This is a genomic window from Pandoraea anhela, from assembly GCF_902459655.1.
GTDB classification, from domain to species: Bacteria; Pseudomonadota; Gammaproteobacteria; order Burkholderiales; family Burkholderiaceae; genus Pandoraea; species Pandoraea anhela.
Genome location: NZ_CABPSB010000003.1, coordinates 128,108 through 154,744, shown reverse-complemented (window position 1 = coordinate 154,744; position 26,637 = coordinate 128,108). Strand labels below are relative to the sequence as shown.

20 protein-coding genes are annotated in these 26,637 nt (G+C 65.2%); 11 read left to right on the top strand and 9 right to left on the bottom strand.

What is annotated here, in order from left to right; translation table 11 throughout:
* Positions 1 to 16: 16 nt before the first annotated feature.
* The 5 genes from PAN31108_RS06080 (at position 17) to PAN31108_RS06060 (ending at position 4,852) form a co-directional block, all read left to right on the top strand.
* Positions 17 to 1,156 carry an ABC transporter permease gene (locus tag PAN31108_RS06080; RefSeq protein ID WP_246183807.1) on the top strand — a complete coding sequence of 380 codons (1,140 nt, stop codon included), beginning with the start codon at positions 17 to 19 and terminating at the stop codon, positions 1,154 to 1,156.
* Complete coding sequence (locus tag PAN31108_RS06075; RefSeq protein WP_150667996.1) at positions 1,150 to 2,043, top strand: ABC transporter ATP-binding protein; 894 nt, start codon at positions 1,150 to 1,152, stop codon at positions 2,041 to 2,043. The genes PAN31108_RS06080 and PAN31108_RS06075 overlap by 7 nt, the downstream gene beginning before the upstream one ends.
* 147 nt (positions 2,044 to 2,190) lie before the next feature.
* Entirely contained in the window at positions 2,191 to 3,426 is a 1,236-nt protein-coding gene (locus PAN31108_RS06070; protein ID WP_150667995.1) for a c-type cytochrome, read from the top strand.
* Positions 3,427 to 3,552: 126 nt separating this feature from the next.
* Positions 3,553 to 4,530 (top strand): ABC transporter substrate-binding protein, encoded by a 978-nt coding sequence (locus PAN31108_RS06065; RefSeq protein ID WP_150667994.1) that lies wholly within the window; start codon positions 3,553 to 3,555, stop codon positions 4,528 to 4,530.
* A 79-nt stretch (positions 4,531 to 4,609) separates the two neighbouring features.
* The gene (locus PAN31108_RS06060) at positions 4,610 to 4,852 is read left to right on the top strand and encodes a DUF3820 family protein (protein ID WP_150667993.1); all 243 of its coding nucleotides are present in this window, start codon (positions 4,610 to 4,612) and stop codon (positions 4,850 to 4,852) included.
* 118 nt (positions 4,853 to 4,970) lie between these two features.
* Here the strand turns inward: PAN31108_RS06060 and PAN31108_RS06055 are convergent, their stop codons facing one another.
* From PAN31108_RS06055 to PAN31108_RS06045, 3 genes are all read right to left on the bottom strand, one after another.
* Positions 4,971 to 6,488, bottom strand: a complete 1,518-nt coding sequence (locus PAN31108_RS06055; RefSeq protein ID WP_150667992.1) for an amidase — start codon at positions 6,486 to 6,488, stop codon at positions 4,971 to 4,973.
* A gap of 209 nt (positions 6,489 to 6,697) precedes the next feature.
* A complete protein-coding gene (locus PAN31108_RS06050; protein WP_174994886.1) occupies positions 6,698 to 7,438 on the bottom strand; it encodes a substrate-binding domain-containing protein in 741 nt (246 codons plus the stop codon).
* Positions 7,439 to 7,649: 211 nt separating this feature from the next.
* Positions 7,650 to 8,969 carry an MFS transporter gene (locus PAN31108_RS06045; RefSeq protein WP_150667990.1) on the bottom strand — a complete coding sequence of 440 codons (1,320 nt, stop codon included), beginning with the start codon at positions 8,967 to 8,969 and terminating at the stop codon, positions 7,650 to 7,652.
* A gap of 365 nt (positions 8,970 to 9,334) precedes the next feature.
* Between PAN31108_RS06045 and PAN31108_RS06040 the strand changes: the two genes are divergently transcribed.
* Positions 9,335 to 10,342, top strand: a complete 1,008-nt coding sequence (locus tag PAN31108_RS06040; protein WP_246183806.1) for a LysR family transcriptional regulator — start codon at positions 9,335 to 9,337, stop codon at positions 10,340 to 10,342.
* Positions 10,343 to 10,467: 125 nt separating this feature from the next.
* Positions 10,468 to 10,899, top strand: a complete 432-nt coding sequence (locus PAN31108_RS06035) for a hypothetical protein (protein WP_150667989.1) — start codon at positions 10,468 to 10,470, stop codon at positions 10,897 to 10,899.
* A gap of 261 nt (positions 10,900 to 11,160) precedes the next feature.
* Here PAN31108_RS06035 and PAN31108_RS06030 read toward each other — a convergent pair whose 3' ends face one another.
* The 5 genes from PAN31108_RS06030 to PAN31108_RS06005 all read right to left on the bottom strand — a co-directional run bounded on the left by PAN31108_RS06030 (position 11,161) and on the right by PAN31108_RS06005 (position 19,599).
* Positions 11,161 to 11,877, bottom strand: coding sequence for a GntR family transcriptional regulator (locus PAN31108_RS06030; RefSeq protein WP_150667988.1), 717 nt, complete (start codon positions 11,875 to 11,877; stop codon positions 11,161 to 11,163).
* Between the two features lie 47 nt (positions 11,878 to 11,924).
* On the bottom strand, positions 11,925 to 15,536 hold the full coding sequence (gene uca, locus PAN31108_RS06025; RefSeq protein ID WP_150667987.1) for an urea carboxylase: 3,612 nt from the start codon (positions 15,534 to 15,536) through the stop codon (positions 11,925 to 11,927).
* Between the two features lie 9 nt (positions 15,537 to 15,545).
* Positions 15,546 to 17,522 carry an allophanate hydrolase gene (gene atzF / locus PAN31108_RS06020; protein WP_150667986.1) on the bottom strand — a complete coding sequence of 659 codons (1,977 nt, stop codon included), beginning with the start codon at positions 17,520 to 17,522 and terminating at the stop codon, positions 15,546 to 15,548.
* Between the two features lie 350 nt (positions 17,523 to 17,872).
* The gene (locus tag PAN31108_RS06010) at positions 17,873 to 19,060 is read right to left on the bottom strand and encodes an alpha-hydroxy acid oxidase (RefSeq protein ID WP_150667985.1); all 1,188 of its coding nucleotides are present in this window, start codon (positions 19,058 to 19,060) and stop codon (positions 17,873 to 17,875) included.
* A gap of 65 nt (positions 19,061 to 19,125) precedes the next feature.
* Positions 19,126 to 19,599 (bottom strand): Lrp/AsnC family transcriptional regulator, encoded by a 474-nt coding sequence (locus PAN31108_RS06005; protein ID WP_039372583.1) that lies wholly within the window; start codon positions 19,597 to 19,599, stop codon positions 19,126 to 19,128.
* Positions 19,600 to 19,870: 271 nt separating this feature from the next.
* On the opposite strand from PAN31108_RS06005, the gene PAN31108_RS06000 reads away from it, so the two are divergent.
* Positions 19,871 to 20,959 carry a porin gene (locus PAN31108_RS06000; RefSeq protein WP_150667984.1) on the top strand — a complete coding sequence of 363 codons (1,089 nt, stop codon included), beginning with the start codon at positions 19,871 to 19,873 and terminating at the stop codon, positions 20,957 to 20,959.
* A 270-nt stretch (positions 20,960 to 21,229) separates the two neighbouring features.
* On the top strand, positions 21,230 to 22,696 hold the full coding sequence (locus tag PAN31108_RS05995; RefSeq protein ID WP_174994869.1) for an amino acid permease: 1,467 nt from the start codon (positions 21,230 to 21,232) through the stop codon (positions 22,694 to 22,696).
* A gap of 144 nt (positions 22,697 to 22,840) precedes the next feature.
* Here the strand turns inward: PAN31108_RS05995 and PAN31108_RS05990 are convergent, their stop codons facing one another.
* Positions 22,841 to 23,593: a CerR family C-terminal domain-containing protein gene (locus tag PAN31108_RS05990; protein ID WP_150667983.1), complete on the bottom strand. Its 753-nt coding sequence runs from the start codon at positions 23,591 to 23,593 to the stop codon at positions 22,841 to 22,843.
* 102 nt (positions 23,594 to 23,695) lie between these two features.
* On the opposite strand from PAN31108_RS05990, the gene PAN31108_RS05985 reads away from it, so the two are divergent.
* Together PAN31108_RS05985 and PAN31108_RS05980 are read left to right on the top strand one after the other, a co-directional pair.
* Complete coding sequence (locus PAN31108_RS05985; protein ID WP_150667982.1) at positions 23,696 to 25,024, top strand: HlyD family secretion protein; 1,329 nt, start codon at positions 23,696 to 23,698, stop codon at positions 25,022 to 25,024.
* Positions 25,025 to 25,118: 94 nt separating this feature from the next.
* Positions 25,119 to 26,633 carry a DHA2 family efflux MFS transporter permease subunit gene (locus PAN31108_RS05980; RefSeq protein WP_246183825.1) on the top strand — a complete coding sequence of 505 codons (1,515 nt, stop codon included), beginning with the start codon at positions 25,119 to 25,121 and terminating at the stop codon, positions 26,631 to 26,633.
* The last annotated feature ends 4 nt before the right edge of the window (positions 26,634 to 26,637 follow it).

Here is a 26,637-nt window from a genome sequence, read left to right as displayed (position 1 = left end):
CTTCGGATAAACCATCATGAGTGCCATTCTCGACAATGCAGCACTGCGCGGCGCGTCGCCCGCCGGTGCGCTGGAACTGACGGAGCAGGTGGAAGGAAACGCGCGGCGCGTGGCAGCGTTGCCCGCTGCCTCCCCGCTGCGCCGATTCGACGAAACCGAAATCGACCAGTTGTTCGCCGCGCCGCGCGCCTCGGCGCTGTGGGGCGCAGGCTTTGCCGCCGCACTCGCGTGGGCAGCCTTCGGCTCGCTCACCCTGCGCTGGCCCAATAAGGTCGTGGGTTTCGCGGACTGGGCGTTCACCGACGAACTGGGCGTGTTCGCGCTGGTCGTCGCCGCGCTGCTGGCCGTGCTGTCGGTTGCGGGACGCGCCACGCCGCCGCTGCTGCGACTGCGCGAAGCGCTAAGCGGTGCGGGACCGTGGCTCGTCGCCATTCCCATCGCTTTGTCCGCATGGGAAATGCTGACCGCCAAAACCGGTACGCTGCCCACACCGTTCTTCGCGCCGCCGCAGGCGCTCATCGAGGTCTACACCGAAGACTGGCGACGCCTCGGCGACAGCGCGGTCAACACGCTCAAGCTGCTCGGTCTGGGCTTCGGTTTCGGTGCGGTGGCGGGCTTCCTGATCGGGGTGTCGATCGGCTGGTCGCGCGCCATCGGCTACTGGGTGCATCCGGTGCTGCGCGTGCTTGGCCCCGTGCCGGCCACCGCGCTGCTGCCGCTGACCTTCTACTTCTTCCCCTCCAGCTACTCCGCCGCGGCCTTCCTCATCGCGCTATCGACGGCCTTCCCCGTGGCCGTGCTGACGTGGTCGGGCGTCGCAGGCGTCAACAAGAGCTACTACGACGTGGCGCGCACACTCGGGGCGTCCGAAGCGTTTCTGGTGCTGCGCGTAGCGATTCCGGCCGCGCTGCCGAACGTCTTCGTCGGGCTGTTCATGGGATTGGGCGCGTCGTTCTCGGTGCTCGTGACCGCCGAGATGATGGGCGTGAAATCCGGGCTCGGCTGGTATCTCACATGGGCGCAGGGCTGGGCGTCGTACGTGAACATGTACGCCGCGCTCATCGTCATGGCGTTGCTCTTCTCCGGCGTCATCACCCTGCTCTTCACCGTGCGCGATCGCGCGCTCGCCTGGCAGAAAGGAACCGTCAAATGGTAAGCGCCGCCAATTCCTCAACTTCTGCCACTTCCGCCACTTACGCCACTTCCTCTCCGACGTTCGCCGGTGTCGCCCCCGACACACCGGCATCGACCGCTCGCCCCGACGCCCGACCGGCGTCGGCCAACGACACCGGCGCGCAGATCGACATTCAGGGGGTGAGCCACTGGTTCGGCACCCGGCAGGCGCCGTTGCAGGTGCTCGACGGCGTCGATCTGCGCGTCGCGCCCGGTGAGTTCGTGGCGCTGCTCGGCCCGAGCGGCTGCGGCAAATCCACGTTACTGCGTCTGGTCGCGGGACTGGAGACGGCCACGCGCGGGGCGATCACGCAGGACGGCGCCGCCATTACGCGTCCCGATCCGTCGCGCATCGTCGTGTTCCAGGATCCGACGCTTTATCCCTGGCGCACGGTCCGCGATAACGTCGCGCTCGGTCTGCAAGCGCGCGGTGTGCTCGCGAAGGAACGCGCGCGCGTGGACGCCGCACTGGCGCGCGTGGGCTTGTCCGAATTCGCCGACGCTTTCCCGCACCAACTCTCCGGCGGCATGGCCCAGCGCGTGGCGCTCGCGCGCGCGCTCGTGAACGATCCCCGTCTGCTGGTGCTCGACGAACCGCTCGGCAAGCTCGACTCGCTCACCCGGCTGGCGATGCAAAGCGAACTCGTCGACTTGTGGCAGCGCGCCGGATTCTCCGCATTGCTCGTCACGCACGATGTGGAAGAAGCCCTGTTTCTCGCACAGCGCGTGATCGTCTTCAGCCCACGTCCGGCGAGCATTGTGGCGGAGTTGCACGTCGATCTGCCGTATCCGCGCCATCGCGGCGACGCGCGCATTACCGAACTGCGCCACGAAGCGCTCCGACATCTGGGGCTCGATGCAAGTTGGTAATGTTGTCGCTGTCGTGGCTGTGGTGAATCACATCTCAGGGCGAGTCACCGTTCGTCGTTGCCCGTCGTCGATGACGATGACGTTGATGTTGACGTCGGCGATGACGCGGCGGTCGTCATCGGGCCGTCCTCGCGGGGCGGGGCGTCGATGACATCGCCGCCCTCTCATCTCTGGCTCAACGCACTGCTTGAGGCGTTGCAGTTCGTCCAGTCCACATGGCTGAGCGCGTTGTACGCGCTCGGCATTACCGACGACTCGCACGGCGCACCGTCGTGGCCGTGGGCGTCGCGCATCGCCGGAGAGAACCTCGTCATCGACGTGTCCCTCGCCCGGCAATTCGCGTGGATGCTCGCCGCCATCGCGTTCGCACTCCTCTGCCTGACAATCGCCCTGTTCCGGCGACGTGCCTGGCGCTGGCTGACGGCAGCCGCCATCGGCGCCCTCGCCCTCGCCCCGTGGCCTTCGCCGTCGCTCTGGCTCACCGCCGCCGTGCCGACGAGTTTCCACACGAGTCCGACCGGATTCACCGTGCAAAGCATTGCCCGCGGTGCGCGGGTCTATGCCGCGCAATGTGCGGCGTGTCACGGCGCAGACGGGCGCGGAGAGGGGCCGCTGGCCGGCACGCTCAGGCGGTGGCCGCCCACAATGGCGAGTGCGCTGCTGAGCCGCCGTGCCGACGGAGAACTCTTCTGGCATGTGCTGTACGGCATGCGCGACGAACAGGGTGTCACCATGCCCGGCTTTCTCGGGCGGCTGAGCGACCGCGAAGTCTGGGCCGCGCTCGACTACATGCGTGTGCTCTCGGCGTCGGCCGGGATGGCCGCAGGCGGCAGTTGGCCCGTGCCGATTGCCTTGCCGTCCGTCGCGGTGAAGTGCGCCAACGGCGCGGACCGGCCCGTCGAGGCGTGGCGCGGCCGTCAGCGCGTGCGCGTGGTCGCCGTAGACGCCGCGCATCCGCCACCGTTCGAGGACCCGCGCTTTCTCACACTGCTGATTCGATCCGACACGGCGCAGACACCGACCGCCGGCATCCGGAAGGTCAGCGCTGCGTCCGAGCGCAAGCCGGCCAACGTCACCCCGCTGTTCGGCACCCGTGCGGATTGCATCGCCGATTCGCCCGAGGCATGGCAGGTTTTCGCACAGATCGCCGGCACATCGAGCTCGGCGCTCGCAGGCACCGAATGGCTCGCGGATCGCGACGGCTGGCTGCGCGCACTCGCCCCGGCGGGACGTCGCGGCTGGGCCGACGGTGGCCTGATGTGCACCACCACGACCGCGCTGCCCGACGGCGACACGACCGCCCCTCGCGATCCGCTCACGGCCACGCTGCGCCAGATGGACGACGACCCGGTGCGCTTCGTCAAAGGCGGTTTCGTGCACTGACGCTCGCATCGTCCGCTCAACGAGCTCAACGAGCTCAACGAGATCAACGACCTCGACGACCTCGACGATCTCGATGTGCGCCTCGACTTTACCCACGTTTTTTGCGATTTATCACAGGCTTTCACCATGACGATTTCCCGACGCCGCTTCTTGCAGTACCTCACCACGACGAGCGCCGCAGGCACCGTGACCACACTCGCCTCGCTGGGCGCGCCCGGCATCGCGTTTGCCCAATCGGGCCGTCCCCTGCTCAAGGCAGGCGATCAGAAAGGCGGACTGCGCGCGCTGCTCGAAGCCGCCGACGCGCTCAAGCAACTGCCCTACGACATCCAGTGGACGGAGTTCCCCGCCGCCGCGCCGCTCGCCGAGGCCCTCAATGCGGGCGCGGTCGACTGCGGCCCCATCGGCGACGCCCCGGTGATCTTCGCGCTCTCCGCCGGCGCCGCGATCAAGATCATCGGCGCGAACCGCTCGGACGCCTACGGCACCGCCGTGCTGGTGCGTCCCGATTCGACACTGCGCACGGCCGCCGAGCTCAAGGGCAAGAACATCGGCACGACACGCGGCTCCATCGGTCACTTCGTCACGCTCAAGGCGATCACAGCCGCGGGTCTGGCGCCGACGGACGTCAACTTCCGCTTCCTGCCGCCGGCCGACACCGTAACGGCGCTGGCGAGCGGATCGGTCGATGCCTGGGCAACGTGGGAACCGTATACGGCCGTGGCCGAGACGACGCAACGCGCACGGGTGCTCGTGAATGGCCGTGGCCTCTGGTCCGGCCTGAGCTATCTCGCCGCCACGGACGCCGCCATCGCCGCGAAACAGGAGGTGTTGCGCGACTTCCTCGCCCGTGTGGTGCGCGCACAGGTCTGGTCGTACCAGCACATCGATGCGTTCTCCGCCGCGATGGCGCGCATCATCGGCATTCCGCCCGAAGCGGCCAGGCTCCAGTTCTCCCGACGCGCCACCCAATGGCGCAACATCGACGACGCGCTCGTCGCCGAACAGCAACGCACCGCCGACTTCTACTCGCAGGTCGGCCTGCTGCGTCAACCGCTCGACGTGAAGCCGACGTTCGACAAGCGCTTTCCGATCAAGGTCTGAGTACGGGGCACGTCACGCCATCACCTGTGATAGCGTGACGCTTTGCCTCAGTCCTGCGCGCTGCGCTCGCGCCTGAACCATGCCGGATTTCGACGCCAACGCCCTGATGCGTCTCGTAACCACGCCCATGCCGTACGGCAAGCACAAGGGCACGATGATTGCCGATCTGCCGGGCAACTACCTCAGTTGGTTCGCCCGCGAAGGCTTCCCGCCGGGCGAGATCGGTCGTCTGCTCGCCCTCATGCACGAAATCGATCACAACGCGCTGGGCGAATTGCTCAAACCACTGCGCGCTCATGCAAAGGCCGCGCGCCCGACCTGACTCGCGCGGCCTGTTCCTTCCTGCTTGATCGCGACACTGATCGCTCATGAGCGGCGATGGGTGTCGATGGGTGTCGATGGGTGTCGATGGGTGGCGATGGGTCGATGGGTCGATGAGATCAACGGCCACCGGCGAGCATCGGGGGCAGGCGACGTCGCACCCACCGCGTCTGCTGTTCATGCGCATGCGCCAGTTGCAGCACCGCGAGATCGGCTTGCGCCGGGCCGATGATCTGCAAGCCCATCGGCAACCCGCGCGCGTCGAACCCGACCGGCACGCTGATGGCCGGCAGGCCCGCCAGCGTCGGCCCGATCACGACTTCCATCCAGCGGTGGTAGGTGTCCATCGTCTTGCCCGCCACCGACGCCGGCCAGTGCGTCTCGACCTCGAACGGGAACACCTGCGCCGACGGCAGCAGCAGGAAATCGTAACGCTCGAACAGACGCGCCAGCGAGCGGTACCACTCGCTGCGGTCGACGCACGCACGAAACACCTGCGCGGCGCTCAGCGACCCGCCGCCTTCGACCTCCCATTGCGCTTCGGGTTTGAGCTTGCCGCGACGCGCCGGGTCGGCGTACATCTCGCCGAGCGAGCCGTTCACCATCCAGTGACGCAGCGTGAGCCACGTCTGCCAGAGCCGGTCCGGCGCGAAGTCGGGCGCACAGGCTTCGACTTCACACCCCATCGCCGTGAAGTCGTGGAGCGACGCCTCGCACAGCGCCATCACGCCGTCTTCCATCGGCAGATGGCCGTCATAGTCACCGAGCCAGCCGAGCCGCAACCCTTTGACATCGCGTTGCAGCAGACTCGGGAAATGCGACGCGTCGTGGGCCAGCGAGAGCGGACTACGGGCGTCGAAGCCGGACTGCGTGACGAGCAATTGCGCGACGTCTGCGACCGTGCGCCCCATCGGTCCTTCCGTGCTCAGTTGCTGCACGAAAACTTCCGGGGCCGGGCCGTAAGGCACGCGGCCCTGCGATGGCCGCAAGCCGTAGACGTTGCCGAACGCCGCCGGGTTGCGCAGCGAGCCCATCATGTCGCTGCCGTCAGCCACCGGCAACAGGCGCAGGGCGAGCGCGCTCCCCGCCCCGCCGCTGCTGCCCCCGGCGATGCGCGTGGGATCGTAAGCGTTGCGCGTGGCGCCGAAGACCGGGTTATAGCTGTGCGAGCCGAGGCCGAATTCGGAGACGTTGGTCTTGCCGATGAAAATCGCGCCCGCAGCGCGAATGCGCGAGACGCTGATGCTGTCCTGCGTGTCGGGCGCATCGGAAGTCAGCGGCGAGCCCTTGCGCGTGGGCAACCCCGCGCACGATGCCAGGTCCTTCACCGCGTGCGGCATGCCGTGCATCCAGCCGAGAGACTCGCCGTTCGCGAGTTGGCGGTCGCGCTCGTCAGCCTCGGCCAGCAACGTCGCGGTGTCGCGCAGCGACACGATGGCGTTCACCGCAGGGTTGTATTGCGCGATGTGTGCGAGGTACGCCTGCATCACTTCGCGGCAGGACACGCGTCGCTCGCGAATGGCCTTGGACAGCGACAGCGCGTCGAGCGCAACGATGTCGTTCAGGGCGGTGTCGGAAACGGCGCCCGAAACGTCGGCATCCGCCAATGGGATAGGCCGGGGCGGCACTGAGGCCATGTCTCTCTCTCCTTGGGGGTGGCGTCGTCCGGTCCGACGCCGTTGTCTGATACGTCATTCTCGGTCAAACCGGCGGCGAATGCCGAACCGTCGCCGCGCCCCCGCGTTGCATGAGACGACACCCCAAACGCAACGCGGCCCGGGAAACCCCGGGCCGCGTTGCGTTACCAACAGATCCATCGGACCCTCGCATCGAGATCGACGAGCGATCAGTGCGCGAGCGGATCCAGACCGGTGGACTCGACATCCTTGGCCGCTGCCGGCGCAGCCATGTATGTGAGGAGCTTTCTGCCCTCGTCCGGATGCGGGGCCGTCACCGGCACGCCACCGGCAAAGCGCGTGACCGATTGCAGCGACTCGGGAATCTTGCCTGCATAGGCAATCCCCTTGACCGGCAGCAGTTCGCTCACCTGTTGCAGACCCAGGGCGTAGTCGCCTGCCGCGACCTTCTCGGCCACCGGTGTCTTTTGCACCATCACCGCCTTGCCGTGCATCTCGGCGGCGATGCCCAGCTTCCTGAACAGTTCGCGCTCGACATACACGCCGCTGGCGCTGTCCGAATAGGCCACGGACTTCGCTGCGAGCAGGGCCGCCCGGAGCTTCTCCGGCGTGCTGACGTCTGGCACCACATCCCCCGCTTTCACGACCACGCCGATGCGCGAATCGGCCAGTTCCACTCGCGAATCCGGCCGCACCTTGCCTGCCTTGATCAGATCGTCGAGCGCGTAGCCGACCATGATCACCGCGTCGGCCGTCTCGCCGCGCGCCAGCCGGTTCGGGATCGCCTCCGGCGCGCGCCCCATCGACGGGCCCCACGCCGTGTCGACGTGATCGCCGCTGGCCGCTTCGAACTTCGGCAGCAGCAGCTTGTAGGCCGCCGTGAAACCACCGGAATTCATCACACGCAGGTCTTCCGCACGGGCGGGAGCCATGCCGAACAGCGTCGCCATGACGACGCCCGCACCGACAGCGGCAAGCCGACGCCGGACCGAGCGCACACGCGCCGGGGCACCAGGAATATTCATGATGTTGTCTCTGAGAATTTTGCTTTTGATGACGCCGGAGGCGGAATGGCATCCGGCAAGTACATGACAAAACGGGCCCTGACGAAGCGCAGGCGCGCCGCGATGTCCGGGCCGCGCCTGCTGCTGTCGGCCGGCGTCAGCCGGCGGCCAGTCCCGTGGGGCTGCGTCCCTGATCGCCGCGACGGCCACGGTACAGCGCCAACGTCGCGCAGATCGCACACAGTGCCGCGAAGCTCATCCAGTAGCCGGGGGCCGCTTTATCGCCCGTGGCGTGGATCAGGTAGGTCGACAGTGCGGGCGTGAAGCCGCCGAAGAGCGCCGTCGCCAGGCTATACGCAAGCGAGAAGCCCGCGACGCGCACGTCCGGGGGCATGACTTCCGTCAGCGCCGGGATCATGGCGCCGTTGTACATGCCATACAGGAACGACAGCCACAGCAACGCGACCAGCATGCGCGTGAAGCTCGGGGCCTGCACGAGGAACGAGAGCACCGGGTAAGCCGTCACAAGCGTGAGGCCAGCGAACAACAGCAGCACCGGGCGACGCCCGATACGGTCCGAGAGCGAGCCGCCGATCGGCAACCAGATGAAGTTCGACACCCCCACGCACAGCGTGACGAGCAGCGCGTCGGCGCTCGACAGGTGCAGCACGCTCTTGCCGAACGTCGGCGCGTAGACGGTAATCAGATAGAACGCCGTGGTGGTCAGCGCGACGAGCATGGTGCCGCCGATCACAACCCCGAGGTTCGACGCCATCGAACGGAACACTTCCTTCACCGACGGATGACGCTTGCGTTGCTTGAACTCGTCGCTTTCCTGCAACGAACGGCGCAGCACGAAGATCACCGGCACGATCATGCAGCCCACGAGGAACGGCAGACGCCAGCCCCACGATGCGATCTGCTGCGCCGTGAGCGTGAGCGACAGCATGAAGCCGAGCGCCGCCGACACCACGATGGCGACCTGCTGACTGGCCGACTGCCAGCTGGTGTAGAAGCCCTTGCGGCCGGGCGTGGCGATTTCCGCGAGATACACGGACACGCCGCCGAGTTCGGCGCCGGCCGAGAAACCTTGCAGCAGGCGGCCGATCAGCACCAGCACCGGGGCAGCCAGGCCGATGGTTTCGTAACCGGGCACGAATGCAATGAGGATGGTGCCGCTCGCCATGATGGCCAGCGTCGTGACCAGACCTTTACGCCGACCCACGTTGTCGATGTATGCGCCCAGCACGATGGCGCCGAGCGGGCGCATCAGGAAGCCCGCGCCGAACACGGCGAAGGTCAGCATGAGCGACGCGAATTCGCTGTCCGTCGGAAAGAAGACGCGGGAAATCTGGGTGGCGTAGAAACCGAACAGGAAGAAATCGAACTGCTCGAGGAAGTTACCGGCCGTAACGCGCAGGACTGCGCCGGCTTTCGAGGGGCGACGCGAAACCGCGTCTTGGGGGCGCTGTGACATGCGCTGTCTCCGTGTTGCCTGCGGCCCGGGGGGTCGGACCGCCAATAATCGTCGCATCGCGTCTCTGCCAGGGACGTGTCGGGCCGTCACGGACGCTTTTTAATCAGCCGCCAATGGTGCGCCGGAAGTTCCACGCTTGTGAATTGCAATTTTTGGAAGGATTGATGCGCACACGCTATCAATCGTACGATGGCTAATGCACCAACCGAGCGGTAACACGTTACACTCCGGGAACCCCGGACACCGCTCACAGCCCCGGTTGGCAAGGGTGTCGGCACATCCAGACGTTCACGGGCCGTCCCCCGACGCCACCCCTCGTTTTTTGCCGCCCGTCGGCACTTGCACGGCTTTCACCCCCCCATGTCATGGCGATCAACTTCGATCTGAACGATTTGCAGGCCTTTCGCGCGGTGGCGCAACTCGCGAGCTTTCGCCGCGCCGCCGAATCGATCCACATTTCCCAGCCTGCGCTGTCGCGTCGCATCGACAAGCTCGAAGACGCGCTCGGTGTGAAGCTCTTCGAGCGCAGCACGCGGCGCGTGGCGCTGACCAACGTCGGCCGCGCATTCGCCCGCGACGCCGAACGGATTCTCGACGATCTGGATAACGCGCTGCTCGGCATTCGCGATGTCGCGTCATCGAGCCTCGGACATGTGACGATCGCCTGTGTGCCGTCAGCCGCGTATTACTTCATGCCGCAGGTGATTTCGCGCTATCACAAGGCGTTCCCGCGCATTCGGATCTCGGTGCTCGACGCGAGCGCCAACGAAGTGCTGGCGGCCGTAGTGAACGGAGACGCCGATTTCGGGCTGAATTTCATCGGCAGCCAGGAGCCGAACATCGAGTTCAAGCTGTTGTTGCAGGAGCGCTATGTCGCTGCGTGCCGCCGCGATCATCCGCTCGCGGGCAAGAAACGCGTCACATGGCGCGAGCTTTACGAGTACGACTACATCACCGTGGGCAAGGTCTCGGGCAACCGGTTGCTGCTCGATCAGGCGCTGACCGGGCTGCCGCAGCGTCCGCCGAGCATTTGTGAGACGCAGCACGTCACCACGATGATCGGGCTCGTCGAGGCGGGGCTGGGGGTAGCGGCGGTGCCGACGATGGCAATGCCCGGTGGCGACCATCCGGTGCTCACGAGCGTGCCGCTGATCGATCCGGTGGTCACGCGCCGGGTGGGCATGATCCGCAGCAAGTCGCGACCGCTCTCGCCGGCGGCGGCCCAGTTGTATCGCTACGTGGCGGACATGAAGGTCGGATCGCGACGCCGCTCGGGCGTCGACGGCCCGGAGTCAGAGGCCGGGGAAGCGGGGGAAGCGGGGGAAGCCGGAGAGGCGCTGGACTTAGTGGACGGATCGGATATCGATAATTGACGGCGATTGCACGTGCCGAAACACTTTGTTACCCGCCTTACGAGAAGTGAAACATTGGACCCACGGCGGCGCCACGGCGCGTCTTTATACTTGCCTCGCGTCAATTCGAATCTTACTCAAGACTCATGTTCAAGCGAATTTTCCCGATGGTGGCCATCGCCGCGCTGGCTGCAACGACTTCCGTGACGGCGACGGCCGGTGATATGAACAATGCCCTCGGCGGTGCGCTGGGCGGCGTGGCAGGTGCGGCCGTCGGCGGCGCGCTGGGCGGCAGCACCGGTGCGGTGCTGGGCGGTGCTGTCGGCGGTGGCGCCGGCGGCGCGATGACGTCGAACCGTCGCGAGCGCACGGGGGCGATCATCGGTGGCGCACTCGGCGGCGGCGCCGGTACGGCCGCAGGCAACGCGATGGGCGGCCGCTCGGGCGGCCTGATCGGCGCGGCGGTCGGCGGTGGCGCCGGCGCTGCGCTCGGCGGCAACATGTCGCGCTCCAGCTCGTACGACGACGACCATTACCGCGGCAAGCGTCGCGGTCATCGCAAGCATCACCATCATTGATCGGATCGACCGAACCGACGGTGATCGGACGTTGATTCAGCGTTGTCGAGACGCCGGTTCAACGTTCGGCCGACATCCAGTCGGTATTCCGTCGGTAATCCGCCGGTGTTCCGTCAAGGCCGACGCGACGTTACGCGAGATCGCAAGACAGACGGCGGGATGACCGAACGGTCTCCCGCACCGCCGCTGTGTCGCTGTGGCACGCTGCCGCGCTCTCGTTACTCCCGTGCCGCGATTTGTCGCCCCTGCTGCGACACCCGGTCAACGCCCCTCCCGCGCGGCATAACGCTCCCGCGCCGCCTGCATCATGTACAACGTGATGCGCTTGACCTCCGCCTGACTCTCCGCGATGTGCGCGCCGATCATCTGCTGCGCGAGCGCCGCATCCCCCGCGAAGATCGCCTTGAGAATCGCGCCGTGCTCCTTGTAGGTCGCGGCGATGCGCGGTTTCTTGGTGAAGTCCAGCCGGCGAATGATGCGAATCTTCTCCGTCACTTCCTCATGCATGCGGGCCATCTCCTGATTGCCCACCGCCGCCACGAGCCGCGCGTGAAACGCCTCGTCCATGGCGGCCACGGTCGCGGAATCTTCCAGTTGCTGCTTCACCGGCACGCACCACGTCTCGCGTAACGCCTCCAGACGCGACGCCGCGTCCGACGCCACGATCTTCGCAATCGCGGTCGTCTCCATCATCACCCGGATCTCGTAGAGGTCTTCGAAGTATTTGAAATCGAAGGCCCGCACCTGCCAGCCGCTGCGAAAGTGCACTTCGACGTACCCCTCGCGCTGCAACCAGAACAGCGCCTGGCGCACCGGGGTGCGGCTCACCTGCATGCGCGTGGCAATATCGCCTTCGCTGAAACGGTCGCCGGGCAGCAGACGAAAATCGAAGATATCCGTCTTCAACTGCACATAGATTTGCGCCGCAAGGTTGCTCGCGCTTTTGGCCATCGCGGCCGGGGGAAGATTGTCCGTCATTGACGCTCGACTCGGTGAATCTGGGGAAAGCGGTTCGGAGAATACGCTCATACCAATGACACCAACGGTTCTCCAGCGTTGATCGTCATGCCGGGCAGGCAATGAAACTGCCTCACGGTGCCGTCGCACGGCGCGCAGACCTGAAACTCCATCTTCATCGCCTCGAGAATCAGCAACGGATCGCCGGCGCTCACACTCGCGCCCGGCGTCGCGAGCAGCTTCCAGACACTGCCGGAGATATCCGCCGACACCGTCGAGCCGCTCAGATCGATGGCCTGAGCCCGCTGCGCACCGGCATGGGGCTCGGCCGTGTCGGCATCCGTGTGCATCGCCCAGCGCTCGACCTCGGCATCGAAAGCCGTCTGCTGCCTGTCGCGGAACGCCGCGAGTTCCGGCTCGATGCGCGCGAGGAAGTCATTGTATGCGCCCAGATCGAAAACCTCCTCCTCGATACGCAACGCACTGCGCCCTTCCCGAAAGTCGTTGCGCAACGTGTCGAGTTCCGCTTCGCTCACCGGATAGAAACGCACCTGATCGAAGAAGCGCAGGAGCCACGGTTTGCCGTCGACGAACACCTCGTTCTTCAGAAACTTGTTCCAGATCGGCAGCGTGCGTCCCACGAGCTGGTAGCCGCCCGGCGAGTCCATCCCGTAAATGCACATATAGACGCCGCCGATCCCCACGGTGCCCTCGGCGGTATAGGTCCGCGCAGGGTTGTACTTCGACGTGAGCAGCCGGTGACGCGGGTCGACCGGCACCGCACACGGCGCACCGAGGTAGACGTCGCCCAGCCCGAGCACCATGTAGCTCGCGCTGTAGAGGACATCGCGCACGTCGTCGACCGAATCCAGTCCGTTGATGCGTCGCATGAACTCGGTGTTGCTGGGCAACCACGGCGCCGTGTCGCGCACGGACTGACGATAGCGCGCGACGGCATCGAGCGTCGCGGTGTCTTCGAAGGCCATCGGCAGATAGACGACACGGCTGGGCACCTTCATGGTGGCGACGTCGGCAAGCGACGCGTCGGCCATGCGCAACGCGTCGACGAGCACGCGCTGCGGGATCGCACGCGAGTCGTAGCGCACCTGAAGCGAGCGCACACCCGGCGACAATTCCAGCACGCCGGGCACCAGGCGGGCCTTCAGCGCTTCCATGAGCGCATGCACGCGAAAGCGCAGATTCAGATCGAGTACGTTCTCGCCGTACTCGATGAGGATGTACTTGTCGCCCGCCTGGCGGAATACGGTCTTGGGACGGGTGTCCTGCTCCGGCGCCTCGAACAGGATCGGCTCACCCCGTTCGCCGCGTTCCGTCTCAAACGTCGGGGCGACCTTCGTCGTCACCTGCCAGTCGGCGAGGAACGTGTCCTGCGCCCGTTCGAGGGCGAGCGCCTCGTCGAAGGTCATCTCGCGAAACCGGATCCTGTCGCCCGGCTTGACCTGACCGACCTTCCACAACTCGGCTTTGACGATGGTCGCCGCGCAAACGAAGCCGCCGAGGCTCGGGCCGTCTCGTGTCAGGATCACCGGCATATCGCCCGTGAAGTTGATGCTGCCGATGGCGTACTCGCAGTCGTGGACGTTCGACGGATGCAGGCCCGCCTCGCCGCCGTCGGCGCGCGCCCATTGCGGCTTCGGCCCGCTCAGACGAATCCCCAGACGGTTCGAGTTGTAGTGCACTTCCCACTCGCTCGCGAAAAACGTGTCGATGGATTCGCGCGTGAAAAAGTCCGGCGCGCCGTGCGGGCCGTACAGCACACCGATGTCCCACGTCTTGCCGTAGGCGGGCACGAGCGTGTCGGGCAATGCCGAGGGTGCATGAGGGGCACCCTGATGTGACGCAAGGTCCGCCGGCGTGCCAAGCACCGGCAACACGTCGCCCGGGCGAAGCGTGCGTCCGGCGTGGCCGCCGAACTGGCCGAGCGCGAATGTCGAGCGGCTACCGAGATAGACGGGGACATCAAGACCGTGCCGCACGGCAAGATACGTGCGGCAACCGCTCGTGGCACGGCCGATGCGCAGCGTCTGCCCGGCCTTGACCGTGATGGGCGTCCAGAACGTCAGCGGTTCTGCGTCGATATCGCCGTCGGTCGGCGCGCCCGTGAGCGCGATGACCGTATCGCAGTGAAAACGAAGCGTCGGGCCCAGCACGGTCGTCTCGATGCCCGCCGCCTCCGGTGCATTGCCTACGATGCGGTTAGCCAGACGAAAAGCCCAGTCGTCCATCGGGCCGGACGGCGGCACGCCGATATCCCAATAGCCTACGCGTCCCGGGTAGTCCTGCACGGTCGTATAGGTGCCCGCTTCGAGCACTTCGACGACCTCGGGACGATAGACGAGGCTGTCGAGATAACGCGTCGACACGTCGCCTGCGGCGAAGCCTTCGCTGTCGATCACGTGACGCAGATAGTCGAGGTTCGTGGCGATGCCCGACAACCGCGTGTCGGCCAGCGCCCGCTTCATCTTCGCGATGGCCTCGGCGCGACTGTCCGCATGCACGATCAGCTTGGCGAGCATCGGATCGTAGTGCGCCGAGACATCGGTGCCGGTGTCGACCCAGCCGTCGACACGCACGTCCGCCGGGAAGCGCACTTCGGTCAGCGTGCCGGGACTGGGCGCGAAGTTGCGCAGCGCATTCTCTGCGTAGATACGCACCTCGATGGAAGCGCCGGCGGCCGTCACCGGCTGGTCCAGCGCAGGCGGCTCGCCGGCGGCGGTGCGAATCATCCACTCGACCAGATCGACGCCGCTCACGCACTCGGTAATTGCGTGCTCCACCTGTAACCGCGTGTTCACTTCGAGGAAGTAGAACGCCTGTTGCGCCTCGTCGTAGATGAACTCGACGGTGCCCGCGGAACGGTAATTGACGGCGCGTCCCAGACTCGCAGCGGCATCGAGCAGGCGCGCGCGAACGGATTCGGGAAGGTTCGGTGCGGGCGTCTCCTCCACGACTTTCTGATTGCGCCGTTGCAGCGAGCAATCGCGCTCGCCCAACGCGAGCACCTGGCCGAGACCGTCACCGAAGATCTGCACTTCGACGTGACGCGCGCGGTCCACGAAGCGCTCCACGAATACACCGCCGTTGGAGAAAAACGATTGTCCCAGCCGTTGCACCGACGCGAACGCAGCGACGAGTTCGGCTTCGTCGTTGCAGCGCGTGAGGCCGATGCCGCCACCGCCCGCAGTGCTCTTGAGCATCACCGGGTACCCGATGGCCTGCGCGGCGTCACGCGCGGCATCGACGTCGGCCAGCAGACCGGAGCCGGGCGTGAGCGGCACGCCGGCGGCTTGCGCGAGTTCACGCGCCGCATGCTTGAGGCCGAATTGCGCCATTTGTTGGGCCGTCGGGCCGACGAAGGCGATGCCCTCCGCCTCGCATCGTTGGGCGAATTCGGCGTTCTCGGACAGGAAACCGTAGCCGGGGATGATGGCCTGCGCCCCCGTCTGCCGGGCTGCGGCGATGATGAGGTCGGCGTTGAGGTAACTCTCGGCGGCCGTGTTGCCGCCCAGCGCGACGGCGACATCCGCCGCCCCGACATGCAGACTGTTTCGGTCGGCATCGGAATAAACGGCGACGGCGCGAATGCCCATGCGCTTGAGCGTTCGGGCAATGCGGCAGGCGATTTCGCCCCGGTTGGCGATCAAAACGGTATCGAACATGGGGGGTCCTCAGGCGTCGGACGGCGTAGCGCCGTTCATGGGCGTTGCAGTGTTGGAAACGTTGCCGCAGACGTGAGAGAGGCTGGCGAGATAGGACGCCCATCCGCCGAACGCCGTGATGTCCTTTGCCTGATGCAGCGCAAACGGCTCGCAAATGAATCCCTTGACCTCACGCCCGTCGGCCAGCGTGACGGTGCCGATGCCCAGCGGGGCGGGCACGCCGTCCACGAACGAGCCGAACGCGGCGGACGGTACGTCCCACAACTCCAACTGGATCGCCGCACCGTCGTCGGCGCGTAGCAATCCCGGCTTCGGCGGTGAGGTGTTGGCGAGGGCGAACAGCCGGTAGTTGGCCGACGTGGTCGTGCTCTCGACGAACTGCGCGCCGCGACGCGTCAACTCGTGATTGAGCGGCATGCCGCGAAGGTGCGCCCCGACCACCGCGACACGGATCGCGGTGGGGAACGTAGGGTCGTTCGAGGCGCTCGGGGGCGAAGCGTGCGGAGACAGCAACGAGGGCAACGATGTCGAAGAGGACAAAGATGACGACGGAGCCGCCGAAGCAACCGGCACCTCGCCTCGTGCGCTCGACGATACGGCGTCGTCGAGCGGCAGCGGCTGCCCCGTGGCGCCTCTCGTCAACCCCGTCGCGCGATGCCACCCGTCGGCAAACTCGGCCAGTGCGCGCTCGCGCCATGCGTCGGCGATGAAAGTGATACCGAACGGCAGACCGTCGTCGCGCAAACTGGCGGGCACGGAGAACGCGCTCCAGTCGAGCAGGTTCACGAAGTTGGTGTACTTGCCGAGGCGGCTGTTGAGCCGAACCGGATCGGCGAGCATGTCGTCGATCCGATAATGCGTGGGCGCGGTCGGCACGAGCAGGGCATCGAACGGTGCGAGCACGGCGTTGGCACGACGCTTGAGATCGGCCAGCCGGTACATCGACGCGAAGGTATCCGCAGCGCAGAAGTCCTTCGCCTTGAAGATGATCTCGCGCACGACCGGGTGGATGTCGGCTTCATTCGTCTGCGCGAAGTCGCGAATGGCGGCGTAGCGCTCGGCCACCCATGCACCGTCGTACAACAGTTGCGTCACATCGTCGAACAACGAAAAGTCGATGGGCACGCAGGTCGCGCCGCGCGCTTCGATTCGGGCAACCGCTGCCTCGAACGCTTTGGCGGCCAGTTCGTCACCGAAGAACTCCGGATCTGCCGGAATCGCGAAGCGTGGCGCAGCGGGGACTGTCCAGCGCATCGCCCCGGCCGGCGCTTCGCGCGACAGTCCGTCTTGCGGATCGAACGCCGCAGCAACATCGTATACGCGTGCGGCATCGGCGGCGGTCGTCGCAAAGACGGACACGCAATCGAGCGTGCGGCATGCCGGCACCACGCCGGTGTTGCTGAGCGCACCGCGCGTGGGTTTGAGGCCGACGATGTTGTTCAGTCCGGCGGGCACGCGCCCCGACCCGGCCGTATCGGTGCCGAGCGCGAAGGGGACGATGCCGCGCGCCACGACGCTCGCGGAGCCCGAGCTGGAACCGCCGCAGATGTATGCGGGGTCGAACGTGTTGGTGGGAATGCCATAGGGCGAGCGCACCCCGACGAGCCCCGTGGCGAACTGATCGAGATTGGTCTTGCCGATCACAATGGCGCCCGCCTCGACGAGACGCTGCACGACGGTCGCATCGGTGTCGGGCGCATAAGCAAACGCGGGACAACCGGCCGTCGTCTCGAATCCGGCGACGTCGATATTGTCTTTCGCGGCGAACGGCACGCCGTAGAGCGGCAACTTGCGCATGTCGCCTCCGACGGCGGCGAGCCGTGCGTCGAGACGCGTCAGCTGTGCCTCGAGCACGGCAGGCGTGACCGTCGAAATCCACGCGGCATCGCCGGGTACAAGCGACGCGACGTGTTCGCCGAGCAATTGCGCGGGCGTGGCCCCGTTGCGATAGGCGGTGAGCCACTGCGTGATCGTCCAGGTTTGCATCTGGTATTCCTTCTTGTGTACAAGTTTGCGGAATCCTTATGCAAGGGCTGTGCCAGACAGAGGAAACACCCGTCGGTCAAGGCAGAGCGCCCGACGCCCCGCAAGCGGGGAGCGCAGATGTTGTGCCGAATGCACGAATGCGGTGCGATGTGCACGATGGGAGCGCGCACAAAGTTGGGGAGCCGAAACAAAAAAACCGCAGCGTGACGGCTGCGGTTTCCGTTGTCATTCTGGTTTCGCTTTCGGTGTCGGTCTCGGCTTCGGTCTCGGCTTCGGTCTCGTTCCCGGTTTCAGTTTTGGCTTTCGCCATGGCGCGATCCCGTGAAATCGCGCAAGTCGTGCAAGTCGTATTACGCCCCGCCGGGCGCCGGGGGGTACGGACCGATGCCCGTCGGGAAACTGCCCGGGATCAGCATCGAGGTGTCGAGGCGATCGATCGTCGTGCGCCCTGTCAGGGCCATCGTCACGTCCATTTCCTTCGCGATCACTTCCAGCGCGCGACGCACCCCCGCCTCGCCCATCGCGCCCAGCCCATACAGGAACGGACGCCCGATCAACGTGCCCTTCGCTCCCAGCGCCATAGCCTTGATCACGTCCTGCCCCGAGCGAATGCCGCCGTCGAGCCAGACTTGCGTGTCGCGCCCTACCGCCGCCATGATGTCCGGCAAGGCGCGAATCGTGGAGATCGTCCCGTCCAACTGACGGCCACCGTGATTGCTCACCACAATGGCGTCTGCCCCCGTGTCGCGCGCGGCGCGCGCATCCTCCGGATCGAGCACGCCTTTGAGCACCAGCTTGCCACCCCATCGCTTCTTGATCCACTCGACGTCGTCCCACGACAGGCACGGATCGAATTGCGCCGCCGACCACGCTGCCAGCGAACCGATGTCGTCTACGCCCTTCGCGTGCCCCACGATATTGCCGAAGGTGCGACGGCGCGTGCCCAGCATGCCCATGCACCAGCGCGGCTTGGTCATCATGTTCGCGATGTTCGGCAACGTCAGCTTGGGCGGCGCCGACAAGCCGTTCTTGATGTCCTTGTGGCGCTGGCCGCTGATTTGCAGATCCATCGTCACCATCAATGCGGAACATCCGGCAGCCTTTGCCCGATCGATCAGCCGCTCGATGAAGTCGCGATCGCGCATCACGTACAACTGGAACCAGAACGGCGCCCTGGTGTGCGCCGCCACGTCTTCGATGGAGCAGATCGACACGGTCGAGAGCGTGAACGGCACGCCGAACGCCTCGGCCGCACGTGCGGCCAGAATCTCGCCGTCGGCATGCTGCATGCCCGTCATTCCGGTCGGGGCCAGCGCCACCGGCATGGCCACCGATTCCCCCAGCATCGTAGTGCGTGTGCTGCGATGCTCGATGTTCACCGCCACCCGCTGACGGAACTCGATGTTGCCGAAGTCCGCCGCATTCGCCCGATAGGTGGATTCGGTCCAGGACCCGGAATCGACATACTCATAGAACATGCGCGGTACGCGCTTTTTTGCCAGAACCCGTAAGTCCTCGATGGTGGTGATCACTGCCATGCTGCGTCTCTTATTTTAAGAATGCATTCTCATATTTCGAGAATAATTAATATCTTCTAGATTTTTTATTTCTGCTTTACGAGGTCGACCAGTGACTGCGTATGTTTAATTGTCTTTAGCACGATGTTCGATTGAATCGACATCACGGCGGGAGCCCGATAGAGCTCATTGACGATAAAGTCGGAGTAATGCGCGAGGTTGCGCGCTCTTACCGTCAAGATGTAATTGGCCGAGCCGGTAACGATGCGGGCCGTCACGACTTCGGGCCAGTTCTGCACGCACGCGAGAAATTTTTCATGCCATTGATCGACGTCCGGACGCAACGTGATCTGCACTAGCGCTTCGAACTCCAGACCGATATGCTGTGCGTCCACGATGCAGCGATATCCGGAAATCACTCCCCGGTCCTCCAGCAATTTCACGCGGCGCAGGCATGCCGATGGCGATAGGCCGACGGCGTCTGCCAGCTCCTGATTGGAGATGCGGCCATTGAGTTCCAGATGGCGGAGGATGCGCAGATCGGCAAGGTCGAGGTTCATTGGCAGAATCCATCAAGTTTCCCGGGATTCTGGCAGATCCTTCGACTTACCGCCAGTTGCCTGCTAGAAATAGCAAGCAAATTCAATTTTTGCGTTGATATGATAGCCCTCGGCGCCAGGCCGGTCGGGTGAGGCATTCCGGTCGGGTGCCGTTTCAGCTATTGCAGTCGTCGTGCCGAAAAGAATCCGCAATCGCCTTTATCTGAAGGCACAGCGGATCCGTTTAAAAGAGCACCTAAAAATACGTCGACAAGACGCACCAAGGAGACTCATGAAGTCTGCATTTCCGGCCAGTCTGGCCATTCTCTCGGCCGCATGCGGCCTCGCCTTGAGCACCACCGCAGCCGCGCAAAGCACCGTCACCCTTTACGGGATCGTCGATCAGAGCGTGCGTTACCAGAATAACGCCAACGCCAATAACGACGCGCTTTGGCAAGTCGCCAACGGCGCCGTGACCAACAGCCGCTTCGGCTTCAAGGGCTCGGAAGATCTCGGCGGCGGCATGAAGGCGATCTTCCAGCTGGAGTCGGGCATCAACCCGCAGAACGGCACCCTCGCCAACGGTCCGCGTCTGTTCGACCGTTACGCGTTCGTCGGCTTGCAGAACCAGTACGGCACGATCAAGATCGGCCGTCAGGCCACCGAGGCATTCAATGTCTACGGCGACTTCGACCCGCTCACGATCGGCAATTACGCGAACAACTCGTGGATGTACAACATCACGCGAGGTCGTGTGGATAACGCCGTGAGCTACGCCGGGACGTTCGGCGGCCTGTCCGTGGGCGCGACCTACGGCTTCGGCAACACCGCCGGCACCCTGGCCGCCAGCAACTATTGGGGTGCGCGCGCCGCGTACGCCATGGGCCCGTTCCAGATCGCAGGCGTCTATCAGCAAGCCCGCGACGCGCAAAAGCGCGTGCAACAAATGTGGGGCCTCGGCGGTATCTACAGCGTGTCCATCGCCAGAGTTTTCCTCGGCTACATGGGTGGACGCGACCGCAGCGGCTGGCTCGACGGCACCCTCAACGATCCGGCCCACACGGTCGCCACGGGCAACCTGAACGACAATCCGCGCAAGGACATGACGTTCTATCTCGGCACGACGCTTCAGGCCATGCCGAACCTCGCCATTACGGGCGCCGCGTATTTCGACGACATCAAGAACATCAACGCCCAGGCGGGCGATGCCGGTTCGGGACGTCGCTACACGTACGTGCTGCTCGCCGAGTACGCGCTGTCCAGGCGCACGCAACTCTACGGCACGGTCGACTACAACAAGGTCAGCGGCGCAGCACGCGTCGAGTTGCCGGGTAACTCGACGCAAGTCGGCGTGGGCACGGGTATCCGCCACATCTTCTAAGTGCAGGCGCAGGGCGCACCTCAGGTTCGCGCCCTTTGCACCAAAAGGCTTCACCTTTGCGGTTCGTATGATCCGCCCCGGCGTCGATCGGGGCGGCGGGGCCCGTTCACGCCTGCGATCCCGAGATCCGGCGATTCAGGGATGCCGGCAACAAGGTCGGGATATCGACCGATGCCGTACCGCTGCGCGCCAACGGGCAATGACAAGCAATGTTGTACTCAGGCGGATATCGCGTTCTTCCGGGATCGTGCGATGTCCTGGAGGTGTGTCATGACGCGTCACTCCCAGTCTCCCCAGCCACGCGCTGCGGCGAAGTCCCGCGACTTCTCGCATATCGTCCGGCGAGAGCAAGGCCTGCGCCGCTCGCTCACCGCGAGCCAGATGGCCATGATCGCCATCGGTGGCGCAATCGGCACGGGGCTTTTTCTCGGCAGCGGTTTCGCCATCGGCTTTGCCGGCCCGAGCGTGCTTATCTCCTATGCCATCGGCGCACTCATCGCGCTCATGCTCATGGGTTGCCTGGCGGAGATGACCGTCGCGCACCCGACATCCGGCTCGTTCGGCGCGTACGCCGAGCACTACATCGGACCGTGGGCCGGTTTTCTGGTGCGTTACGCCTACTGGTCGTGCATCGTGCTCGCCGTAGGCACCGAGGTCAGCGCCATCGCCGTCTACATGAAGTACTGGTTCCCGCAGGTGCCCGGCTGGTATTGGGTCGCGGGCTTTTCGGCCGCCCTCGTGCTTGTGAACGCCATGTCGGTGAATCTGTTCGGCGCCATCGAATACGGGTTCTCGCTCATCAAGATCACGGCGATCGTCATCTTCATTCTGATCGGCGCGTACGTAGTGTTCATCGCGCCGAACTCGGTCGCGAGCGCCGGTCACTCGCCCGCGGGCTTTGCGAACTACACCGCACACGGCGGCTTTTTCCCGAAGGGATGGTGGGGGATGTGGGTCGCCGTCATCATCTCGATCTTCAGCTACCTTTCCATCGAAATGATCGCGGTCGCCGCCGGTGAAGCGGAGAATCCGGAGCGTGCGGTCACGCGCGCCTTCCGCTCGACGGTCGTGCGTCTCGTGCTGTTCTACCTGCTCACGCTTGCGCTGATGCTCGCCATCGTGCCTTGGACCGCCGCCGGCCAGGACGAAAGCCCGTTCGTGAAAGTGATGCAGGCGATCAGCATTCCCGGCGCCGCAGGTGTGATCAACTTCGTGGTGCTGATCGCGGCGCTCTCGTCGATGAACAGCCAGCTCTACATCACAACGCGCATGATGTTCTCGCTCTCGCGCGCCGGGTACGCCCCGGCCCGCTTCGGTGAAGTGAACCGGCGCGGGGTGCCGCTCGCGGCGTTGTTGCTCTCGACCGTCGGCATAGCGCTGGCCACGCTGGTGAACTTCCTGTACCCCGAGTCGTCGTTCACGTTCATGATGGCGATCTCGATGTTCGGGGCGATGCTCACGTGGATGATGATCTTCGTCACGCACGTCTTCTTCCGTCGCGCGTGGCAACGCGAGAAGCGCCCGCCACTGGCGTTCCGCATGTGGGGCTTCCCATGGCTTACAGGGCTCGGCGCTGCGCTCATGGCTGCAATCATGCTTACAACGCTCTTCACCGGTGTGTTTCGCATGACGCTGATCTTCGGGGTGCCGTTCGTCGCCGTCGTCCTGCTGATCTACTTCCTCTGGTATCGCAAACGCGACGGCGAGCCGCAAGCGCGAGTGCTGACGCATTCGTAACGGACCATTCGTCATTCAGCGGCTGCCGTCGAGCATTCGGCGTCGGCTCCTGTCGCCCAAGAATCGGTATCGCACCGCTGCGGCTTCGCGTTGAAACGAAAATGGGGGCGCTCACCGGCGCCCCCATTTTTTCTGCCGCGCGGCTTACTTCGCTGCCGCCTTGCGTTCTTTCACGGTGTGCTCCAACAGATAGCGCGTCTGCTCCAACACCGCCTCGCGCACCATCCGGTTACGCTCCGGGTTCGGCTCGGTGCCCCACCCCATCGAACAATCGACGGAGCGGCGCATCACGCGAAACGCCATGCCCAGCGTACTGATGCACACTGCGCGGATGCGCATCGCTTCGTCGTCGGGGTCTACGCCCGCGAGCCGCGTCACGATATTCGCGCCGACCGACGCCAGACGGCTCGAGAAGCGATCGTGAAACACCTTGAACCCGGCCTCGGGGCCGAGGCCCGCCTGCTCGCGCGCCATGAACATATGCCAGCCGTCGATCTCCGGCCCCTTCTCCATGAAGCCGCCCTTGCGGTTCTGTAACTCGCAAAAGGCGTCGATCAGTTGCTTGTCGGTGGCCTTGGGGTCGGCCACGACCCGCTCGGCCGCCTCGATGGCTTCGCCCATCTGCCCGAGTACGAGCTCAAGGATGTATTCGACGCAAGCCTTGTACACCCCTTCCTTGTTGTCGAAGTAGTACTGAAGCGCGGGCGCGTTCACACCCGCCGCATTCGCGATATCGCGCGTGGACGCGCCGGTGAACCCGAACTCGCCGAAGCATTTGATCGCCGCGAGGATGATGCGCGCGCGCGTCTCCTCACCCCGCTGATATCCGGTATCTACCGCATGCCGCGGGCGCGAGGCTGCGCTTTGCACGCGCCCCGCTCGTGAAGTTCCTGTCATGTCGCTCCTTACTTGCCAAAACTTTCGTCAAAAATATAACACTTGACATAAATCGATCAACTGGAATAATTCTGCCGATTGGAATAATTTGAGGAAATTCCCATGACCACCGCAGCACAGGTCAAGCCATCGGCGTCGGTGCAGACGATGGCGCCCCCGACGTCCACCCCGGCAGCCGCCCCCCAGGAGAGTGCCGGCAGGCCCGGTCAGACGGAGGCGCCGGCCAATTCGCGCCGCAAGCGGCTTTTGCTCGGCGCGCTTGCGTTGGGCGTCGTCGCGGGTCTCGGCTGGGGTGCGCATTGGTGGCTGGTGGGTCGCTTCATTGAGTCGACCGACGACGCCTACCTGCAAGCCGACAGCATGACCGTCGCGCCGAAAGTCGGCGGTTATGTGACCGAAGTATTGGTGCGAGACAACGAAACGGTCAGCGTCGGCCAACCGCTCGTGCGGCTCGACGCCCGCCAGTATGAGGCCGCTTACGACGAAGCCGCCGCGACCGTGGCGGCGCGCGAGGCGGACGTCGCCCGCGCACAGGCCGAGTTGTCGCAGCACACGGCGACCATTGCGCAGGCGCGCGCCGAACTCGACAGCGCCCGGGCCAACGCCGTGTATTCGGCCGGTCAGGTCAGGCGCTATGCGCCGCTTGTCGCGACCGGCGCCGAGACGGACGAGCGACTGGCCGAGTTACGCAACACCAGCACCCGCGCAGACGCCGCGCTCAAGAGCAATGAGGCCAGTCTTGAGTCCACGCAGCGCCAGACGGACACGCTCGTCGCCGCACTCGCGCAAGCCAGGGCGCAACTGGCCGTGGCGCAGGCCAGCGCCCGCAAGGCCGAACTCGACCTCGCGGACACGGTAGTCAAGAGCACACTCGCCGGGCGTGTCGGCGATCGTGCCGTGCGCGTCGGTCAGTTCGCGCAACCGGGCACCCGCCTGCTCACGGTCGTGCCGGTCCAGAACGTCTATCTGACGGCCAATTTCAAAGAAACACAGGTCGGGCATATGCGCCCCGGCCAGCCGGTGACGATTCACGTCGACGCGCTGCCGGGCGAGCCGATCCACGGTGTCGTCGATTCCGTCTCGCCGGGGACGGGCTCGCAGTTCGCCCTGTTGCCCGCGCAGAACGCGACGGGCAACTTCACGAAGATCGTGCAGCGGGTGCCGGTGCGCATTCGTCTCGACGCGCCGGCATCCTTGCGTGCCGTGCTGCTGCCCGGGCTTTCGGTGACGGCGGATGTCGACACCCATCACACCGCAGCCGCTACCACAGCGGCGCCAGCCAGATCGGCCGCACAGGCCAACACGGCAGCGAACGAGCCATCGACGCAGCTTTCGCTCAGCGCACCGCTCGGATCCGGCGTCGGTCCGCGCGTGAGCGAGCCGTCGAATGCTAACGCGGCCACGGCCGACAACGGAGTCCAACGTGGCTAATACCGGTGGCGACGACGTCACCCATGCCCCCCATGCAGACCATGTCACCAACGCGCGCGCGGCCACGCCGCCAAACGCGTCGGCGTCGGACTGGATCGCGGTCGCAGCCGGCGCGCTGGGCGCCCTGCTCGCCACGCTCGATATCTCCATCACGAACTCGGCGCTGCCGCAGATTCAGGGGCAAATCGGGGCATCGGGCACCGAAGGCACCTGGATCTCGACCGGCTACCTGATGTCGGAAATCGTCATGATCCCGCTCGCGGCGTGGCTCACACGCGTGCTCGGCCTGCGCCGCTTTCTGATGCTCAACGCCGTCTTCTTCACGTTGTTCTCGATGATGTGCGGCGTATCGAGCAGCCTGCCCGAAATGGTCATCGGTCGTATCGGACAGGGCTTCGCAGGCGGCGCGATGATTCCGACGGCGCAGATGATCATCCGAACGCGGTTGCCTCGCCACCAGATGGGCGTCGGCATGGCGATGTTCGGGTTGATCGTGCTGCTCGGGCCGTTGCTCGGCCCCGTCGTCGGCGGATGGCTCACCGAGAATGCGAACTGGCGATGGTGCTTCTTTCTGAACCTGCCGCTCTCGGGCGCCATCGTCGCGCTGCTGGTGCTCGGTCTGAAGCGCGAGCCAACCAACTTGCAGGCATTCTTTAAAGCGGACTGGCTCGGGATCGTGGGGCTGACCGTGGGTCTGAGTTCGCTCACCGTGGTGCTCGAAGAAGGTCAGCGCGAGCGCTGGTTCGACTCGCACATGATCGTCTGGCTCTCGATACTGTCGGTGATCGGCATCGGCATGATGCTCGTGGCGCAGTTCACCGCCGAGAAGCCCATCGTCAAGCTCTCGCTGCTCGGCAACAAGAACTACGCGAGCGTGATCTACATCGTGTTCACGGTCGGGGCCGGGCTCTATGGCGTGTCGTATCTGTTGCCGCAATTCCTCGCCACCATTGCGGGCTACAACGCGCAGCAATCCGGCAACATCATGCTGCTCTCCGGGTTGCCGGCGTTTCTGATGATGCCGTTCCTGCCGCGTCTCATCAGCCGCGTGGACATTCGTCTGCTCGTGATTATCGGGCTGCTGTGTTTCTTCGCCAGTTGCATGCTCGACATCGATCTCACGGCACAGAGCGTGGGGCACGACTTCACGCTGTCGCAATTGCTGCGTGGTGTCGGCCAGATGCTCGCGATGATGCCGCTCAATCAGGCGTCGATGGCCGCCGTCGATGCGCAGGACGCCGGCGACGCCGCCGGGCTCTACAACATGGCGCGCAATCTCGGCGGCTCCGTGGGGCTCGCTCTGCTGGGCACCCTCATCGATCGTCGCACCGACTATCACGACGCCTTGCTGCGCGAGTCGCTCACGGCGAATAACCCGATCGGGCAGGCGCATCTTTCGGAGAACGCCGCGGGCTTCTTCGCGCAATCGGGCGATATGGTGCACGCGCAATTGCAGGCCACCGCACAACTCGCCGCGGAGATCGCCAGACAAGCGAGCGTCATCACGTTTTCCGAGACTTTCTATGCACTGGGGATCGCGCTGCTGTTTTGCGTGCCGCTTGCCCTGATGCTCAAGCAACCGGCCGGCTTCACTTCCGGTGGGCATTGATCGA

Excerpts from the sequence above, each read along its gene's own strand:
- PAN31108_RS06050 (WP_174994886.1), bottom strand. The coding sequence starts at position 7,438 with ATGGCGACGCTGTTCGGCATGGCTCCCGCCCGTGCGGAAGACCTGCGT.
- PAN31108_RS06080 (WP_246183807.1), top strand. The coding sequence starts at position 17 with ATGAGTGCCATTCTCGACAATGCAGCACTGCGCGGCGCGTCGCCCGCC.
- PAN31108_RS06000 (WP_150667984.1), top strand. The coding sequence starts at position 19,871 with ATGAAGTCTGCATTTCCGGCCAGTCTGGCCATTCTCTCGGCCGCATGC.
- PAN31108_RS05985 (WP_150667982.1), top strand. The coding sequence starts at position 23,696 with ATGACCACCGCAGCACAGGTCAAGCCATCGGCGTCGGTGCAGACGATG.
- atzF (WP_150667986.1), bottom strand. The coding sequence starts at position 17,522 with ATGCAAACCTGGACGATCACGCAGTGGCTCACCGCCTATCGCAACGGG.
- PAN31108_RS06075 (WP_150667996.1), top strand. The coding sequence starts at position 1,150 with ATGGTAAGCGCCGCCAATTCCTCAACTTCTGCCACTTCCGCCACTTAC.
- PAN31108_RS06040 (WP_246183806.1), top strand. The coding sequence starts at position 9,335 with ATGGCGATCAACTTCGATCTGAACGATTTGCAGGCCTTTCGCGCGGTG.
- PAN31108_RS06055 (WP_150667992.1), bottom strand. The coding sequence starts at position 6,488 with ATGGCCTCAGTGCCGCCCCGGCCTATCCCATTGGCGGATGCCGACGTT.
- PAN31108_RS06045 (WP_150667990.1), bottom strand. The coding sequence starts at position 8,969 with ATGTCACAGCGCCCCCAAGACGCGGTTTCGCGTCGCCCCTCGAAAGCC.
- PAN31108_RS05995 (WP_174994869.1), top strand. The coding sequence starts at position 21,230 with ATGACGCGTCACTCCCAGTCTCCCCAGCCACGCGCTGCGGCGAAGTCC.
- PAN31108_RS06035 (WP_150667989.1), top strand. The coding sequence starts at position 10,468 with ATGTTCAAGCGAATTTTCCCGATGGTGGCCATCGCCGCGCTGGCTGCA.
- PAN31108_RS06065 (WP_150667994.1), top strand. The coding sequence starts at position 3,553 with ATGACGATTTCCCGACGCCGCTTCTTGCAGTACCTCACCACGACGAGC.
- PAN31108_RS06070 (WP_150667995.1), top strand. The coding sequence starts at position 2,191 with ATGACATCGCCGCCCTCTCATCTCTGGCTCAACGCACTGCTTGAGGCG.
- PAN31108_RS06060 (WP_150667993.1), top strand. The coding sequence starts at position 4,610 with ATGCCGGATTTCGACGCCAACGCCCTGATGCGTCTCGTAACCACGCCC.
- PAN31108_RS06030 (WP_150667988.1), bottom strand. The coding sequence starts at position 11,877 with ATGACGGACAATCTTCCCCCGGCCGCGATGGCCAAAAGCGCGAGCAAC.
- PAN31108_RS06005 (WP_039372583.1), bottom strand. The coding sequence starts at position 19,599 with ATGAACCTCGACCTTGCCGATCTGCGCATCCTCCGCCATCTGGAACTC.
- PAN31108_RS06010 (WP_150667985.1), bottom strand. The coding sequence starts at position 19,060 with ATGGCAGTGATCACCACCATCGAGGACTTACGGGTTCTGGCAAAAAAG.
- PAN31108_RS05990 (WP_150667983.1), bottom strand. The coding sequence starts at position 23,593 with ATGACAGGAACTTCACGAGCGGGGCGCGTGCAAAGCGCAGCCTCGCGC.
- uca (WP_150667987.1), bottom strand. The coding sequence starts at position 15,536 with ATGTTCGATACCGTTTTGATCGCCAACCGGGGCGAAATCGCCTGCCGC.